Origin of the sequence: Limnobacter sp. 130 (genome assembly GCF_902506325.1) — a bacterium.
In the GTDB taxonomy this organism is placed as follows: Bacteria; Pseudomonadota; Gammaproteobacteria; order Burkholderiales; family Burkholderiaceae_B; genus Limnobacter.
In genome coordinates, this window is sequence record NZ_LR732330.1 from 665,915 (window position 1) to 679,612 (window position 13,698).

The 13,698-nt window shown below is 52.0% G+C and carries 15 protein-coding genes; 8 read left to right on the top strand and 7 right to left on the bottom strand.

What is annotated here, in order from left to right:
- Positions 1–47: 47 nt before the first annotated feature.
- Positions 48–797, bottom strand: coding sequence for an MBL fold metallo-hydrolase (locus tag FRIGORI9N_RS12115; RefSeq protein WP_159571369.1), 750 nt, complete (start codon positions 795–797; stop codon positions 48–50).
- Positions 798–948: 151 nt separating this feature from the next.
- Between FRIGORI9N_RS12115 and FRIGORI9N_RS12120 the strand changes: the two genes are divergently transcribed.
- The gene (locus FRIGORI9N_RS12120) at positions 949–1,758 is read left to right on the top strand and encodes a sulfite exporter TauE/SafE family protein (RefSeq protein ID WP_159571372.1); all 810 of its coding nucleotides are present in this window, start codon (positions 949–951) and stop codon (positions 1,756–1,758) included.
- 5 nt (positions 1,759–1,763) lie between these two features.
- Here the strand turns inward: FRIGORI9N_RS12120 and FRIGORI9N_RS12125 are convergent, their stop codons facing one another.
- The 3 genes from FRIGORI9N_RS12125 to FRIGORI9N_RS12135 form a co-directional block, all read right to left on the bottom strand.
- On the bottom strand, positions 1,764–2,456 hold the full coding sequence (locus tag FRIGORI9N_RS12125; RefSeq protein ID WP_159571375.1) for a hypothetical protein: 693 nt from the start codon (positions 2,454–2,456) through the stop codon (positions 1,764–1,766).
- A gap of 171 nt (positions 2,457–2,627) precedes the next feature.
- Entirely contained in the window at positions 2,628–3,932 is a 1,305-nt protein-coding gene (locus tag FRIGORI9N_RS12130) for a hypothetical protein (RefSeq protein WP_159571378.1), read from the bottom strand.
- A 180-nt stretch (positions 3,933–4,112) separates the two neighbouring features.
- Positions 4,113–5,255: an acyl-CoA dehydrogenase family protein gene (locus FRIGORI9N_RS12135; RefSeq protein ID WP_236550881.1), complete on the bottom strand. Its 1,143-nt coding sequence runs from the start codon at positions 5,253–5,255 to the stop codon at positions 4,113–4,115.
- 104 nt (positions 5,256–5,359) lie between these two features.
- On the opposite strand from FRIGORI9N_RS12135, the gene FRIGORI9N_RS12140 reads away from it, so the two are divergent.
- A complete protein-coding gene (locus tag FRIGORI9N_RS12140; protein ID WP_159571381.1) occupies positions 5,360–5,965 on the top strand; it encodes a TetR/AcrR family transcriptional regulator in 606 nt (201 codons plus the stop codon).
- Positions 5,966–5,984: 19 nt separating this feature from the next.
- On the opposite strand, the gene FRIGORI9N_RS12145 is transcribed toward FRIGORI9N_RS12140, so the two are convergent.
- Complete coding sequence (locus tag FRIGORI9N_RS12145; protein ID WP_159571384.1) at positions 5,985–6,188, bottom strand: YjfB family protein; 204 nt, start codon at positions 6,186–6,188, stop codon at positions 5,985–5,987.
- Positions 6,189–6,251: 63 nt separating this feature from the next.
- Complete coding sequence (locus tag FRIGORI9N_RS12150; RefSeq protein WP_159571387.1) at positions 6,252–6,575, bottom strand: hypothetical protein; 324 nt, start codon at positions 6,573–6,575, stop codon at positions 6,252–6,254.
- A 162-nt stretch (positions 6,576–6,737) separates the two neighbouring features.
- Between FRIGORI9N_RS12150 and FRIGORI9N_RS12155 the strand changes: the two genes are divergently transcribed.
- On the top strand, positions 6,738–8,441 hold the full coding sequence (locus FRIGORI9N_RS12155; protein ID WP_159571390.1) for an acyl-CoA dehydrogenase family protein: 1,704 nt from the start codon (positions 6,738–6,740) through the stop codon (positions 8,439–8,441).
- Positions 8,442–8,450: 9 nt separating this feature from the next.
- On the opposite strand, the gene FRIGORI9N_RS12160 is transcribed toward FRIGORI9N_RS12155, so the two are convergent.
- The gene (locus FRIGORI9N_RS12160; protein ID WP_159571393.1) at positions 8,451–8,864 is read right to left on the bottom strand and encodes a hypothetical protein; all 414 of its coding nucleotides are present in this window, start codon (positions 8,862–8,864) and stop codon (positions 8,451–8,453) included.
- A 186-nt stretch (positions 8,865–9,050) separates the two neighbouring features.
- On the opposite strand from FRIGORI9N_RS12160, the gene FRIGORI9N_RS12165 reads away from it, so the two are divergent.
- The 5 genes from FRIGORI9N_RS12165 to FRIGORI9N_RS12185 all read left to right on the top strand — a co-directional run bounded on the left by FRIGORI9N_RS12165 (position 9,051) and on the right by FRIGORI9N_RS12185 (position 13,623).
- A complete protein-coding gene (locus tag FRIGORI9N_RS12165) occupies positions 9,051–9,290 on the top strand; it encodes a DUF2798 domain-containing protein (RefSeq protein ID WP_159571396.1) in 240 nt (79 codons plus the stop codon).
- A 105-nt stretch (positions 9,291–9,395) separates the two neighbouring features.
- Positions 9,396–10,826 carry a hypothetical protein gene (locus tag FRIGORI9N_RS12170; RefSeq protein WP_159571399.1) on the top strand — a complete coding sequence of 477 codons (1,431 nt, stop codon included), beginning with the start codon at positions 9,396–9,398 and terminating at the stop codon, positions 10,824–10,826.
- 80 nt (positions 10,827–10,906) lie between these two features.
- Positions 10,907–12,136 (top strand): oxygenase MpaB family protein, encoded by a 1,230-nt coding sequence (locus FRIGORI9N_RS12175; protein ID WP_159571402.1) that lies wholly within the window; start codon positions 10,907–10,909, stop codon positions 12,134–12,136.
- A 60-nt stretch (positions 12,137–12,196) separates the two neighbouring features.
- Positions 12,197–13,027 (top strand): SDR family oxidoreductase, encoded by an 831-nt coding sequence (locus tag FRIGORI9N_RS12180; protein WP_159571405.1) that lies wholly within the window; start codon positions 12,197–12,199, stop codon positions 13,025–13,027.
- 5 nt (positions 13,028–13,032) lie between these two features.
- The gene (locus FRIGORI9N_RS12185) at positions 13,033–13,623 is read left to right on the top strand and encodes a TetR/AcrR family transcriptional regulator (RefSeq protein WP_159571409.1); all 591 of its coding nucleotides are present in this window, start codon (positions 13,033–13,035) and stop codon (positions 13,621–13,623) included.
- The last annotated feature ends 75 nt before the right edge of the window (positions 13,624–13,698 follow it).

The following is a 13,698-nucleotide window of genomic DNA, read 5'->3' on the forward strand; positions in this document are numbered from 1 at the left end:
GTTATTCACAACAAAAACACCACAAACTGAACAACACAAACATTGAATCAACCCTGTTGACTTTCTGTAATCTGCTGGCAATATTTTTCAAGCTCTTCGGGCAAATGGCTGGGGCAAACACCACAAAGGCGATTACCTGGTACTGCATAATCAATAAACTTTGGATAGGGTAAATTCAATTTACCCATGATCTCGATAAACTCCTCAAGCGTTTTTTGTTCGCCCAAACGCGGATTTCGACTTTTCTCTTGAGCAATCGAAGAAACCCGCCGGTTTTGATAATCGTGCCCCGGATAAACCAAGGTGTCTTCAGGCAAAGAAAATAATTTTTCCCTCACACTTTTGTACAAGGTGGGTGCATCACCGTTCTGAAAATCGGTTCGCCCACAGCCATCAATCAACAGCGCATCGCCAGTAAATACCCTTTCCCCCAAGCGATAGGAAAAGTGACCATCGGTGTGCCCCGGCGTGTGCAAGGGCTGAATTTCAATACTGCCAATTAAAAACTGTCGGTCTTCTTCAATACCATGGTCGGTGCACGGCAAACGATCGAAAGCGGGAGCGGCTATCTTGCTGCCCACTTTTTTCTTCAACTCAAGTGCGGCAGTAATGTGATCTGCGTGTATGTGTGTATCCAGGGTATAGGCGAGAGTCAAACCAAGTTCATTGACCACTGCCAGGTCGCGATCAATTGCGGACACCACCGGGTCAATCAACACGGCCTGCCCTGTTTGCTCACAGCCCAACAAATAGGTGTAGGTGCTGGACACCGGCTCGAATAGTTGCTTGAAAATCATATTCCGTCCTCAATATTTTATATATGCGTATTCGCGCATATAATAAATGGCATTCTATATTTTTATTGCCTGTCATGCAGTATGCAAATACGGCAAGGCAAAATGTTCAATACTCAATCTTTACAGGGGAAATCTTGAAGCAGGTATTTGCATGATTGGTACGCTGGCCTTGGGACTTTTGGTGGGGTTGGTCATGGCACTGACGGGCGCTGGCGGTGGCGTGCTTGCTGTACCGCTACTGGTATTTACAACCGGGTTGCCTGTTCAACAGGTGTCTGCCATTGGTTTGCTGGCGGTGGGCTTGGCGGCAACGCTGGGTGCGGCACTTGGCCTTCGCGCAGGCGAGGTGCGCTACAAAGCTGCAGGCCTGATGGGGTCTGTGGGCTTGCTGCTATCACCTGTTGGCTTTTGGGTGGCTCAGCAAGTCAATACCAAAGCGCTGGGCCTTGTGTTCTCGGCGGTGCTGTTGTGGGTTGCATTCAACGCATTTCGGGGTGCTGCAAATTCAGAGCTGAATGTGATTGATGCGCCGCCCGATTCGGAAAAAAGCAAATGCCCTTGTATACGTAGTCCGGAAACCGGGCGCTTTATATGGACCTGGCCATGCGCTCGTGCACTTGTTTTCTCTGGTGCGGTGGCGGGCTTTCTATCAGGGTTGCTGGGTGTGGGTGGCGGCTTTGTGCTGGTGCCCGCCTTGCAGCGCTTCACCAACTTAAGTGTGCAATCGGTCACTGTCACTTCATTGGCGGTGATTGCAATTGTTTCAACATTTGGCGTGTTGAACAGCGCCAGCGCCGGCGCTTTCAATTATGAAATCGGTATTACTTTCGCAGCCGCCGCCTTGTGCGGCATGATGGGAGGGCGGCTGGTTTCCAACAAAATGCCAAGCGCACAATTGAAAAAAGCATTTGGTGTGATGTGCGTGATTGTGGCGGCACTGATGGTGGTGAAGAATATTTAAGTGATTCAAAATCCCGGCGTAATTCCGAAACCAATCGTGAAAGCTCTGGCCTCTTGAAAAGTGCCATAGTCGCTGCCGTAGCTGGCATCCACTTGCAGAAAATCGGGAATCAGCGTGTACCGCACCCCAATACGCCAACTTAAACTGTCATTCACACCTGAATAGGTTTCAACAGAAAACCCGACTCGCTCATTGAACGAATAATCGAGTGCTGCTGCTTTGAAGACACTGTTGTCGCTTTGGATTTGGTCACTGTATTGCAAATAGCCCAAATTCAAGTGAAGCAGTAAATCGGTGCCATGCAGGGGCACAGAGGCAATGGTAGTAAGCAGCGTTTCTTGCGAAGATTCATCGCTGAATTTCAAGCGCCCCCATTCGCGACTAGCTGCCAAGCCAAATCCTGTCGAGTTCTCGGTGAAATCTCGAAGTATGTGTTTGTAACCAAGCGAGTTCAGGGACAGATCTTCCTGATTGCCATGTGCAGCACCAAGCCCCAGACTGAATTCGCCGTTGCCAAGGAAATTGCAACCTCCATTGAAATTGTCCTGTCGGACTTCAAGGGCAGTTTCTGTCCAGAAATCAAGTTGGCAGATTCTGTGGGCAGTGACTGACGCATCATCAGTTTCAATGGGACGGCCGGCTTGTGCCGAATTTACACCCACGGTCAAAGAGACAACTACGGCAATTAATTTTTTCACAAATATATAGGGTCGGTTTTGTAACGATCGGGGACATTCAAACCATCAGCAATCACTGGAAAACCGCAAGGCTGCCATATACCTCCAGCGTAAAGGTTTATATCACACACAATATAAAAAGCCCCCATGGTTACCCAAAGGAGCTTTTTTGTACCACTCAAACTAACCTGATTAGATTGGCAAAGCACCTGTCACTGGATCAAGGGCACCCAAGCCACCGCCGTCCGTAGAAATCGGCAACGCACCGGTGAGCATATCCAAAGGCAAGGCATCTGTACCTGCACTTGAATCGCTAGAACTTGCTGTGTCGCCGCCCAACACCTCGCCGACCGTACCAATTAAACCAGTGGGGTCTTGAGCAGAGGCATCGGTCACCGCATTACCCAAAGTTTCAACTCCACCAGCCAGGGTATCCACACCATCGCCCACGGCACTGGTTACTGGGTCAAGTGGTGCCAACGCTGCGTCTTCAGCGGTCAGGTCGGTAAGGCCCTCACTCACCTCGTTCAAAGTACCAGGCAAACCGTTGGTGTCACTGGTATCGTCGCTGGTACCCACGATTGGCGCCAAAATATCAGATGTAATCGGTGCAAGGGGGCTGTCATCGCCTGCCAGCGTATTGCCCACATCGGCCAAACCTTCTGCAACGCCATCCACCGCGCCAGAATCAGAACCCAGGGTTTCAGTCAGTGGGTCTACAACAGGAGCCAAGGGGGTATTTTCCGTGCCACTGTCCAGTCCGGTTGAAATTGCGTTTACCGCACCCACAACGCCACCGGCATCGGAGCCATCACCGCTACCGGGATCGCCAACCACACCGGCGAGCACGTCCGTCAAACCTGTGGGGTCTTGATCGGAAATCCCTCCGATTGCGCCACCCACGGTACCCAAGCCATCGGACACAGCATCAGTTGCGCCAGCCACGGGTGCCAATGGAGTTTCCTCCAGACCATCGCCAACAGACTCAACGCCACCGGCCAAACCACCAGCACCGGAGCCACCATCGCCAGCACCGCCGTTGTCATCGTCGTTGCCCAGAATGAAAGCACCTGCAGCCACGGCACCCAAGCCGGCGGCTGCGCCACCACCCAAACCACCCGCCAGCAGACCAGCGCCAACAAGCCCAGACATTTCGCCGGTGCCTTGCTCCAGAATTGCAGATGAAATATCGTCGTCAATGTCGTAAAGTTCGACACCTTCGGTCAAGGCAACTACCTTGGTGCGCGAAGCCGCGCCTGCTACGTCAGAGCCAATTTCTTCCAGACGCGCAGCCGCACCCGGCTGCAATACCAACAAGGTATCGCCCTGCCCTGCACCACGTGCCGGAATTCGAATTTCCATGGGAGTTGCAGATGTATTGGAAATCTCATCACCCCATTGGAACAACTCGGCATCGGCCACTGCCTGACCATTTCGGGTCACCGTGGGCGTTGCATTGGGGGTCTGAATTTTGGCAACCGGGGTTTGATCAATCATGAGGTGTACACCTGTAAGTTTTCTGACACAACTAATACACCCAATCGCTTGGAACAGATTCGAATATTGTCACTAAAAATTGTGAACAATATTTAACACACAAAGTATTCATGCACCACCGAATAGCCAGTTCAACAAAAAAACCCGCTCGAAAGCGGGTTTTTTGATGGTCAGTTTGCCTTACAGTGACCGCGCGATAATCTCTTTCATGATCTCGCTGGAGCCGCCATAAATGCGCTGCACGCGCGCATCGGCGTACATCTGCGCAATTGGATATTCCATCATGTAACCATAGCCGCCGAAGAACTGAAGGCACTCGTCAATCACCTTGCATTCCAGTTCGCTCAAATGCAACTTGGCAATTGACGCTGTTGCCGCATCCAACTTACCGGCAACCAGTTTCTCAATGGAGTTGTCGATAAATGCACGGGCCACCACAGCCTGCGATTTCAACTCTGCCATCTTGAAGCGGGTGTTCTGGAACTCAAAAATCGACTTGCCAAAGGCCTTGCGTTCCTTGGTGTATTCCAGGGTAATTTCTATGGCCATTTCAATGGCGGCCATGGCGCCCACGCCCAACATAAGGCGCTCGTAAGGCAGTTCAACCATCAACTGCATGAAGCCCATGCCTTCAGCGCCCAACACGTTTTGGGTTGGAATACGCACATTGTCAAAGAACAGTTCGCAAGTGTCTTGTCCTTTCTGGCCCAGTTTTTCCAGAATGCGGCCAACCTTGAAACCTTCTGCCTGCTTGGTTTCAAGCAGTAGCAAGGTGGTGCCTTTTGCCCCGGCGCTGGGGTCGGTTTTCACCACCAGAATAATGACATCGGCGTGATAACCATTTGAAATAAAAATCTTGGAACCATTCACAACGTAGTGGTTGCCGTCTTTCACCGCGCTGGTGCGAATACCCTGCAAGTCTGACCCTGCACCAGGCTCGCTCATCGCGATTGCACCAATCATTTCACCGCTGGCCATTTTCGGCAAAAAGTATTGTTTCTGTGCTTCGGTACCGTGGTTCAAAATATACTGCGCAGCAATCGCGTGCACATGCACCCCGAACGACCGGTCGCCGCTGTAGGCCAGTTCTTCAAACAGTACAGCCATGTGGGTAAAATCACCGCCTGCGCCGCCGTATTCTTCGGGAATGTCAGCAGACAACAAACCCATTTCACCGGCTTTGTTCCACAACTCACGGTCCACATACCGTTGCTTGGCCCATTTGTGTTGATTGGGTTTGATCTCTGTTTCAACAAAACGACGAATATTGGAACGGTACAGTTCGAGGTCGGAATTCATCCAGCTGGGGTTGGGGTATCTCATTTGTCTCTTCGCACTCTCAAAGTTATAGGTCAACCGACCGGTTGCAGTGAATCGATTATAGGTCACATGACCGGTTTGTCAATATTTGAGTTAAAGTAACGCCCATGAGCACACACGCCACCACTGACAAAGGTCACATTCGTTCGCAAGAAATATTGAGAACAGCCCAAGCCATATTGGCCGCTGAGGGCTATGCCGGGCTGAGCATGCGCAGCGTAGCCACTCAACTGGGTATTTCACTGAGTACTGTGCAGCACTACTACACCAACAAGGAAGCCTTGGTTGAGGCCTTGCTGATTTATGTGATGGACAATTACCAGGCAGCGGTTGCGCAGGTGATGAATGCGATGAGCGACAAAAGTCAGCTGGAACGATTTACCACCATCGTGGATTTGATTTTGCTGGAAATACGTCGCCCGGAAACCTTTGGCGTACTGGCTGAAATTTATGCGTTATCGAACCGTTTGCCTTTTGCAGCCCGATTGATTGATGCGGTGTATGCGCGGGAAAGAAAAGAAATTTTTAAACTGATTTACGGGCTGGAACCAAAAATCAGCAAGTCGGAATACAAGCTGCGGGCAGCCATGATTGTGGTCCAAATTCACGGACTTGTTTCACAGCTTGCGCAAGACAACGACCCAAGCCTTAGCCGAAAACAACTTGAACAAGCTGCTCGGCAAAGTTTTTTAATGTTGGCTACAAGAGCCTGATGCATTTAACCGTAAACCCTCAGGCGTAGACGTTCAGGCGAGTACCCAAATTACCGCTGGTTGCCAAAGGTGGTGGTTGTGGAATGGACTGAATCAGCTGGGCAACAGAAGATTCCGCGATGTCCATGGTTTTCTTGAACACTGCAATTTGACCTTGCTGAATATTTTGGGCCTGCTGCATTTGAACCGTGGCATTCACCATGGCGGCTGGGGATACATCCATGCATTTTCTCCATATCAATTCACTTGATAACGGCAGCAGCACACAAAAATTGAATCGAACTTGCTAAGACCCCTTCTTGGCTCGGTCCAGAATTTGCACCACCAGCTCACTGCGTATCTGCTCACCGCGCTCCACATTCTGGGCGTGTAGCAGCACGTTTTCCTCAATCAGCTTCGCCATTGAACTAAGCAGCACATAAATGAGGTCTTCGGCCTTGAACATGGCAGCATTTTGAAGAATGTTCAAAGCCCCCAGGCAACAAGAGTGGCGCAGCGCCATTTCATCCACTGCAAGATCGCCATAGTCCAGTGGATCCTCCTTGGCAACTTCATTGACCAACATCACTAAGGTGTTCAAATCAATTTCTACTTGATGCGTTGTTGCCATGGTGTTTCTCCGTGGTGAGCACACCTTCGTTCTACCATAGCGCTGTACAGAAAACCAGCACAAAATGGGTCAAAGCCCACCCAATTAATTACAACTATTTGCATTATTGATAAATATGAGTAATTATTGGAAGATACTTCAAGAATTACAGGGATAAACGCCATGAAAACCGCCAAAGAATTGCAAGCCAGCCCAATCGTGGGTGAAACCCACCAGGTGCACAATGTGGCCAGTGATTTGCACAGCTACAACCTGTTTACCACTGACGCTGCCCTGCTTGAGGGCGTGAAGCGCGAAGGTGGCGCGTGGGGTGTTGGGGAGGTTGCTGCCTTTGGCGAAAAATGTGGCAAACCGGAATACCTTGAACTGGGTTTTCTGGCCAACAAATACACACCTGAACTGGATACCCATGATCGCTTCGGCAACCGGGTTGATTCCGTGCGCTACCACGGTGCTTACCATGAACTGATGAAATCAGCGCTAGAGGAAGGATTGCACAGCCAGCCCTGGACCCACCCGCGAGAAGGTGCCCATGTGGTGCGCGGTGCAAAAGCATTCCTGCAAAGCCAGGTGGAGGCCGGCCATGGTTGCCCTGTCACCATGACATTTGCCTCGGTTCCCAGCTTCCGCATACAACCCGAAGTGGCTGCAATTTTTGAATCCAAAATTCTGAATCGCGGTTACGACCCGCGCAATGTGCCCATTGATGAAAAACAGTCCATCACCGTGGGCATGGGCATGACCGAAAAACAGGGTGGATCCGATGTACGGGCCAACAGCACCATGGCCACACCGGTTAATCAGCCCGGTGCCGGGCAACTCTATTCCCTGGTGGGCCACAAGTGGTTTTTGTCGGCCCCCATGTGCGACGTGTTTTTGATTCTGGCGCAAACCACCGCTGGTGTGTCTTGCTTTGCCGTGCCCCGCTGGTTGCCCGATGGCACAAAAAATGCACTCAACGTGATTCGTCTGAAAGACAAAATGGGCAACAAATCCAATGCATCCAGCGAAGTGGAATTTCGTGGTGCGCAAGGCTGGTTGATTGGCGATGAAGGCCGCGGTGTGCCCACCATCATTGAAATGGTTAGCCTGACCCGCTTTGACTGCATGGGCGCATCCGCTAGCCTGATGCGCGCTGGCTTGGCCAATGCCATTCACCACTGCAAACAGCGCGCCGCCTTCGGTGCCAAATTAATTGACCAACCCCTGATGCAAAACGTGTTGGCCGATTTGCAACTGGAATACGAGGGCGCCATGGCTTTTTCCATGCGCATGGCCCGGGCACTGGACATGAAAGACAGCGACGAACACGAAGCCCAACTGGCGCGCCTGGCCACAGCTGTTGGCAAGTACTGGATTTGCAAACGCGCTCCCCAGCACAGCTACGAAATCATGGAATGTATTGGCGGCAGCGGTGTCATGGAAAATTCAATTTACCCACGCCTGTTCCGGGAAAGTGTGATCAACCCGATTTGGGAGGGCAGCGGCAATGTGCAATGTCTGGATGTACTTCGTGCCATTGCAAAAACACCGGCTGTGCTCATGGCATTCAATGCCGAATTGAACAAAGCACGTGGTGGCAACTCCATACTTGATACCTACCTGGATGGCATGAACCAACAGTTCAGGCAACTGAACCCTGCCGACCTGCATGGCTTGCAGTACAGTGCCCGTACCATGGTCGATCAAATGGCCTTGGCCTTTGAAGCATCCTTGTTGGTGCGCCATGCACCTGCTGCGGTTAGCGAGGCCTTCTGTGCAAGTCGCCTGGCGGCACAAGGGCACCACAACTACGGCGCCTTGCCCAAGGGCATGCAGGTGAAAGCAATTATTGAGCGGGCTGACCCCGCAATTAACAAAGCCTGAAAGTTGAAATCATGAGAGTTCAATCAACGCCCATTGCCTGGGTGTTGGTTCCTCTCGCGCCTTCACCGACAGGCTGTGCGCCATGTCGTGAAAGGGTTTGCGCATGCGTGGCGTGGGCCAAAACAGTTGTCCCGTCAAACCTGGTTGCCGGGTCAACGCTGCTTCAATTGCAGGTATGCAATCGTTCCACACCAATGCGTTGGGCCAAATTTTCAAAGCCCACTCAATACTTTCCTGCTCGGCCAACACCGAGCTATAGGCCTCACAAGGTCTGCTGCACAACTGCACCACCTCGCCATTTTCAATGCACACCGCCGCCATGCAGTAACGCCCCTGCCCTGCGCCAGACGCATCCACCAACACATGCCTGCCCGTGTTGAATAACTCAGGCCTGCGATCTGAATCAGCCACACGAAAAGTCATTGGCACGGCACCCAGGAAAAAGGCGAATTATAGAAACAAGCCTTTGAGATTGAAAGGATTTCTTTAATCATTCCGTGTGAAATACGCAACGAATCATCAAGAAAGAAATGAAGGTGTTTACCCTGAGAGCAGGCACCGGCAATTGCCGCTAAAATTCACGAATCAAAAAACCTGTCACAACGCAATATGAACGCAGCACTTCCCGCCCAACCCGGAAAATTATTCCAACTGGTCTTCGCACTCATCATGGGTTTTCTGATGGTGGGCATCGTCACCTTTGTGACCACCGCCAGCAATTTTGGCTTTGGTGGCAACTTTCTGGCCACCTGGGGAAAAACCTACTTCATTGGTTATTTGGCTGCCGTGCCAGCCATCTACATGCTGGCCCCCATCGCAAGGCGAATCACGGCGCAGTTACTGAACTAGCGCACTGAATCGGCATTACCCCTTTTCTCCGGTTTTCAGTGCGGCTACCCTGCGGTTATTCTTTCGGTTAAATGGTTTTAACCCAAAAGGCCACAGGAGCCCCTCGTGACGGAATTCAAACGCAGCCAGGAAATGCACCAGTACTATCGCGACAGTCTGGTGAAAACCTATTTCTTTGAAGAGCTTGGCAAAATCCCGAAAGAAACACTGATTTCGCTGATCGACACCAATGCCTGCGACCCCGTGTTGTGTGCTGAAACCCTGCATGCAGTGCAATCGGGTTTGCCCGCTGCAAAAGACCTGGCACTGAAACAAATGATCATGCTGATTGCGCAATCCCATTTGTCCATGGACAAACACCGCAATGGCATTCAAACACCCCTGCCTGCGGCTTATAAAAAAGGCATTCGCGATGGGCTCATGCGTGTGCTGCAAAAAGTGCCCAGCGTGAAATACCTGATGAACGCCATTCAGATTTTGTACCGCATTGGTGAAATCGATGAGGCCATGGCTTTGGTGCGCAAAAACGAAAAAATTGTTGACACCTCGCCACACCTGCAACAAATCGTCGCCATGGTGTACACCATGGAAGCGCGTTACGAAGAAGCACTGCCTTACCTGGTCAAGCTTGTGGATTCAGGTGCCCACCAAAACAATTCGCTGGTCAAACTTCTCAGCATGACCTGCATGTACGAACTGGGTGCCCTGCCTGACGAACCCGTCGACTTTGCCAGCCTGGCCAATACACCTGTACAGGCGGAAACAGGATTCCCCTATGCATGGATCATCGAACCAGCCAAAACACAACGCACCAAACCCACTGTGTTGATTGCCTGCGACGACAAGTACTTTTATGAACACGCGCTGACCCTGCTGTATTCCGTGATTGAACACAACAGTGCCGACCTGCTGGTGCATTTTCACCTGTACACACCCAACGCCGGTGTGATTCAACACGTTCAAGACCTTACAGGCAAATATCCACAACTGGAAATTACTGCCACGCAGGAAACAATCGATTTGGAATCACCCACCAAAGTGGTGGAGTTTGCAACCCGTCGTTTTGCCGCCAGCAAAGCCCTGCTGACACACCTGAATTCACCTGTAATACTGATCGATGCCGATGCCTTGTGGCGCAAGCCCTGGGCGGCCACCCTGGGCGAATTGGCCAACAACAACGATGTCATTGTGTGCCAACCCAAGGCGGCGCCATTTTGGGAACATGTTGCAGCGGGTGTGGTGTACTTGAACAACACACCGGCCGCCCAGCGATACATTGCGCAAGTGGTTGCGTTTATTGAAGACAACCTGAACAAAGGCAAATCAATCTGGTTTCTGGACCAAATCGCCTTGTCAGCTTGTCGCCAGGAAGCACACAAGCAAAGTTCGGGCATTCGATTTGGCAGCACCGCCCCCGATCGCTTGATGGACGTCAACCACGGCGAGAACGCACTGATCTGGGTGGTTACCAACCAGAAGCACGCAGCCGGTGTTTATGCCGATTACAAACGCGAATTACAACAGCGCCATGAATAAACACTGGTTTCAAAATGCGACTTGAATGCGACTAAAAATTCGCTTTAGTCTGAGGCATCTTCACAGCATGCCTCAGCCACATGACCACCATTGATCACCCCCACCCCACCCGACTACGGCCTTTTCCGCTGACCCAGGTTCACACACCTTGGCCCATCCAACAATTACTGGGTGGGCAGTTCGCTCCAAGCCAGCAACAGTACCTTGATTTGCACAGGGGTTTGTTTGAAGGTGATCCGGTGATGGACCAATACATCGAGGCGCGAATCAAAGCGTCGCCTGATCACCCCGATTGGCGGGAATTTCACCACGCCCTGCAGTCAAACAATCCACTGACCTGTCAGGGCAGCGATGCACTTCAAACTGTGTTGCAGTCCACCTGCACCAACCCCGACTGGGCAGACTGGGCGTTGATCGAGGAAGGTGTGCAATTCATTCACAGCACCGGGCGTGCCGCCACCGACGTGCTGCGTGACATGGCCTTGATGGGCGGCTACCTGATGGTCGCTTTCAACAAAACCCTGATCCTGACCGGCGAACTGGAAAAAGGCGCAGCCCCCCGGCTGGCCAGCACAGCGCAATGGTGGCTCAAAGTGGTCAACCCACACGCCAACCACGCGGGTGGCCCCGGTGCCATGTCCACACTGCGCGTTCGCTGGATGCATGCACTGGTGCGCAAGCAGTTGCAGCACAACCCACAATGGAACACCACGCAATGGGGGCTGCCCATCAACCAGGTGGACATGGCCGCCACATACCTGGGCTTTAGCACTGTCATGCTGCTGGGTCTTCGCAAAATGGGCATTGTAGTAACACCCCGCAATTCAAGGGCTGTGATGCAACTGTGGAAATTGATCGGCTGGCAAATGGGTGTACAGGAAAAATGGCTGCTTGATACTGAAGCACAGGCGTTGATCCAGTTGCGTCAGTTTTTGTTCACCCACTCCCCACCCGACGAATCCACCCACCGCCTGGCCACCGCACTGGCTGGCGAACCGCTTAGCCGCGGGTACAACAACTTTCAAAACCTGCGCAGGGCTTATGCCCATCAAAAGCATTTGAGTTCATCGTGGTATTTGCTGGGCCCGCGTATGTTCCGCAAATTGGGGCTACGCGCTCCCTTTGGTCCCTTCATTGCCTTATTGGCCGTACCCGCAAGGGCTGCCCTGCATATGTTGGGGCGATGCACGCCAGGGCTGGCTACATGGCACATTCGCCAAGGCCGAAAATCGCAGGAAATTGCAGTGGCTGAACTTCAACAGCGGCAAGTTCAACAGGCAGTGCCACCTGTTTCCGTCAACGCGAGTTGAATACGAACAATAAGTCGTATTAAACTGAACGATCGTTCGAATAACAAAGGCAGGGGCAATATGGGAAGCTGGTCGAATAAAACAGTATTCATCACCGGCGGCAGCCGTGGCATTGGGCGGGAAATCATTTTGCGATTGGCGCGAGAAGGCGCCAATATTACGATTGCTGCCAAATCAGACACACCCAACCCCAAGCTGCCCGGCACCATTCACTCGGTCGCCCAGGAAGTGATCGAAGCTGGCGGTAGAGCACTGCCAGTGACCACCGATGTGCGTGACGAGGAACAAATCAAACGTGCCATTCAAGCCACCGTGCAACAGTTTGGTGGCATCGATTTGCTGGTGAACAACGCCGGTTTTTTGGGCATTACCCAACTGGGCATTACCGAGACCAAAAAATTCGACCTGATGCACGCGCTGAACACCCGCGCCCCGCTGATCACCATGCGCGAATGCCTGCCCTACCTGCAAGCCAGCAAAGGCAGCGTGCTGAACCTGTGCCCACCGCTGAACCTGGACAAAGGCTGGCTGGGTGCATTCATTCCCTACACCAGCACCAAGTATTCAATGACATTGCTCAGCATGGGTTTTCAGCAGGAAGTCAAAGCCAAAGGTATTGCGGTTAAAACCCTGTGGCCCGCCACCTTGATCGCCACCGCTGCAGTGGGCATGTTCAGCGGCGAAGAAGGTTTGAATGTGTCGCGCAAACCCGAAGTGATGGCCGATGCTGCATTTGAATTGATCAATCAGCGCGATCGCTTTGCTGCCAAGGTAAGCTGGCTGGATGAAGAAGTGCTGCGCGAAACCGGGGTATCGGATTTCACGCAATACGCTAACAACCCGGCGCGCGTGGATGAAATTCAACGGGACTTCTACATCGGCAAGTTCTAAAACCCATGCGCAAAATTCCACAGCAGCAACGTTCCAAAGAACTGGTTGCGCGGCTGGTTGACGCCACCGCCCAATCCATTCGGGAACAAGGCATGGACAAGTTCACCACGCACCATGTGGCCGAACTTGCAGGCGTCAGCGTGGGGTCGCTGTATCAGTATTTTGATTCACGCGAAGACTTGATTGAGGCCTTGCTGGACACAGTCACGCTGAATCTTCGCGAAGGCTTGAATACGCTGGTACTGGAAAAAACCACTGATCTTCGCGACATGGTGCAACGGTCCGTGCACTTCGGCATGTCTTTTTTGCGTGCCGACGATGGCCTTGCAGTTGAGCTGGTGCGCAACTGGTACCGCCTGCCCACCCAGAATGTGGTTCGGCTGCTGCAAGACACTCTGCTGGACTTCATGCGGATGTACCTGCTGAAGAACCCGCTGAGCAACAACCCCGAACGGCTTCAAATTCGAAGTTTCATTATTGCCAACGCCATCGTGTTCACCATGATCCGCGCGATTAGTGAACCCAGCCCTTTCATCACCGACGAGGAACTGGAAATTGAGTTGGTTGAAATGGTGGTCAGCTATTTGCGTGCCTAGCCTGAATACTTGATTGCTGAACTTTGTTTGGTGAACTGCTCGAACCGAAAGGTTTAAGTTAGTGCATCAAGGTAG

Excerpts from the sequence above, each read along its gene's own strand:
- FRIGORI9N_RS12115 (WP_159571369.1), bottom strand. The coding sequence starts at position 797 with ATGATTTTCAAGCAACTATTCGAGCCGGTGTCCAGCACCTACACCTAT.
- FRIGORI9N_RS12120 (WP_159571372.1), top strand. The coding sequence starts at position 949 with ATGATTGGTACGCTGGCCTTGGGACTTTTGGTGGGGTTGGTCATGGCA.
- FRIGORI9N_RS12130 (WP_159571378.1), bottom strand. The coding sequence starts at position 3,932 with ATGATTGATCAAACCCCGGTTGCCAAAATTCAGACCCCCAATGCAACG.
- FRIGORI9N_RS12135 (WP_236550881.1), bottom strand. The coding sequence starts at position 5,255 with ATGAGATACCCCAACCCCAGCTGGATGAATTCCGACCTCGAACTGTAC.
- FRIGORI9N_RS12140 (WP_159571381.1), top strand. The coding sequence starts at position 5,360 with ATGAGCACACACGCCACCACTGACAAAGGTCACATTCGTTCGCAAGAA.
- FRIGORI9N_RS12145 (WP_159571384.1), bottom strand. The coding sequence starts at position 6,188 with ATGGATGTATCCCCAGCCGCCATGGTGAATGCCACGGTTCAAATGCAG.
- FRIGORI9N_RS12150 (WP_159571387.1), bottom strand. The coding sequence starts at position 6,575 with ATGGCAACAACGCATCAAGTAGAAATTGATTTGAACACCTTAGTGATG.
- FRIGORI9N_RS12155 (WP_159571390.1), top strand. The coding sequence starts at position 6,738 with ATGAAAACCGCCAAAGAATTGCAAGCCAGCCCAATCGTGGGTGAAACC.
- FRIGORI9N_RS12160 (WP_159571393.1), bottom strand. The coding sequence starts at position 8,864 with ATGACTTTTCGTGTGGCTGATTCAGATCGCAGGCCTGAGTTATTCAAC.
- FRIGORI9N_RS12165 (WP_159571396.1), top strand. The coding sequence starts at position 9,051 with ATGAACGCAGCACTTCCCGCCCAACCCGGAAAATTATTCCAACTGGTC.
- FRIGORI9N_RS12175 (WP_159571402.1), top strand. The coding sequence starts at position 10,907 with ATGACCACCATTGATCACCCCCACCCCACCCGACTACGGCCTTTTCCG.
- FRIGORI9N_RS12180 (WP_159571405.1), top strand. The coding sequence starts at position 12,197 with ATGGGAAGCTGGTCGAATAAAACAGTATTCATCACCGGCGGCAGCCGT.
- FRIGORI9N_RS12185 (WP_159571409.1), top strand. The coding sequence starts at position 13,033 with ATGCGCAAAATTCCACAGCAGCAACGTTCCAAAGAACTGGTTGCGCGG.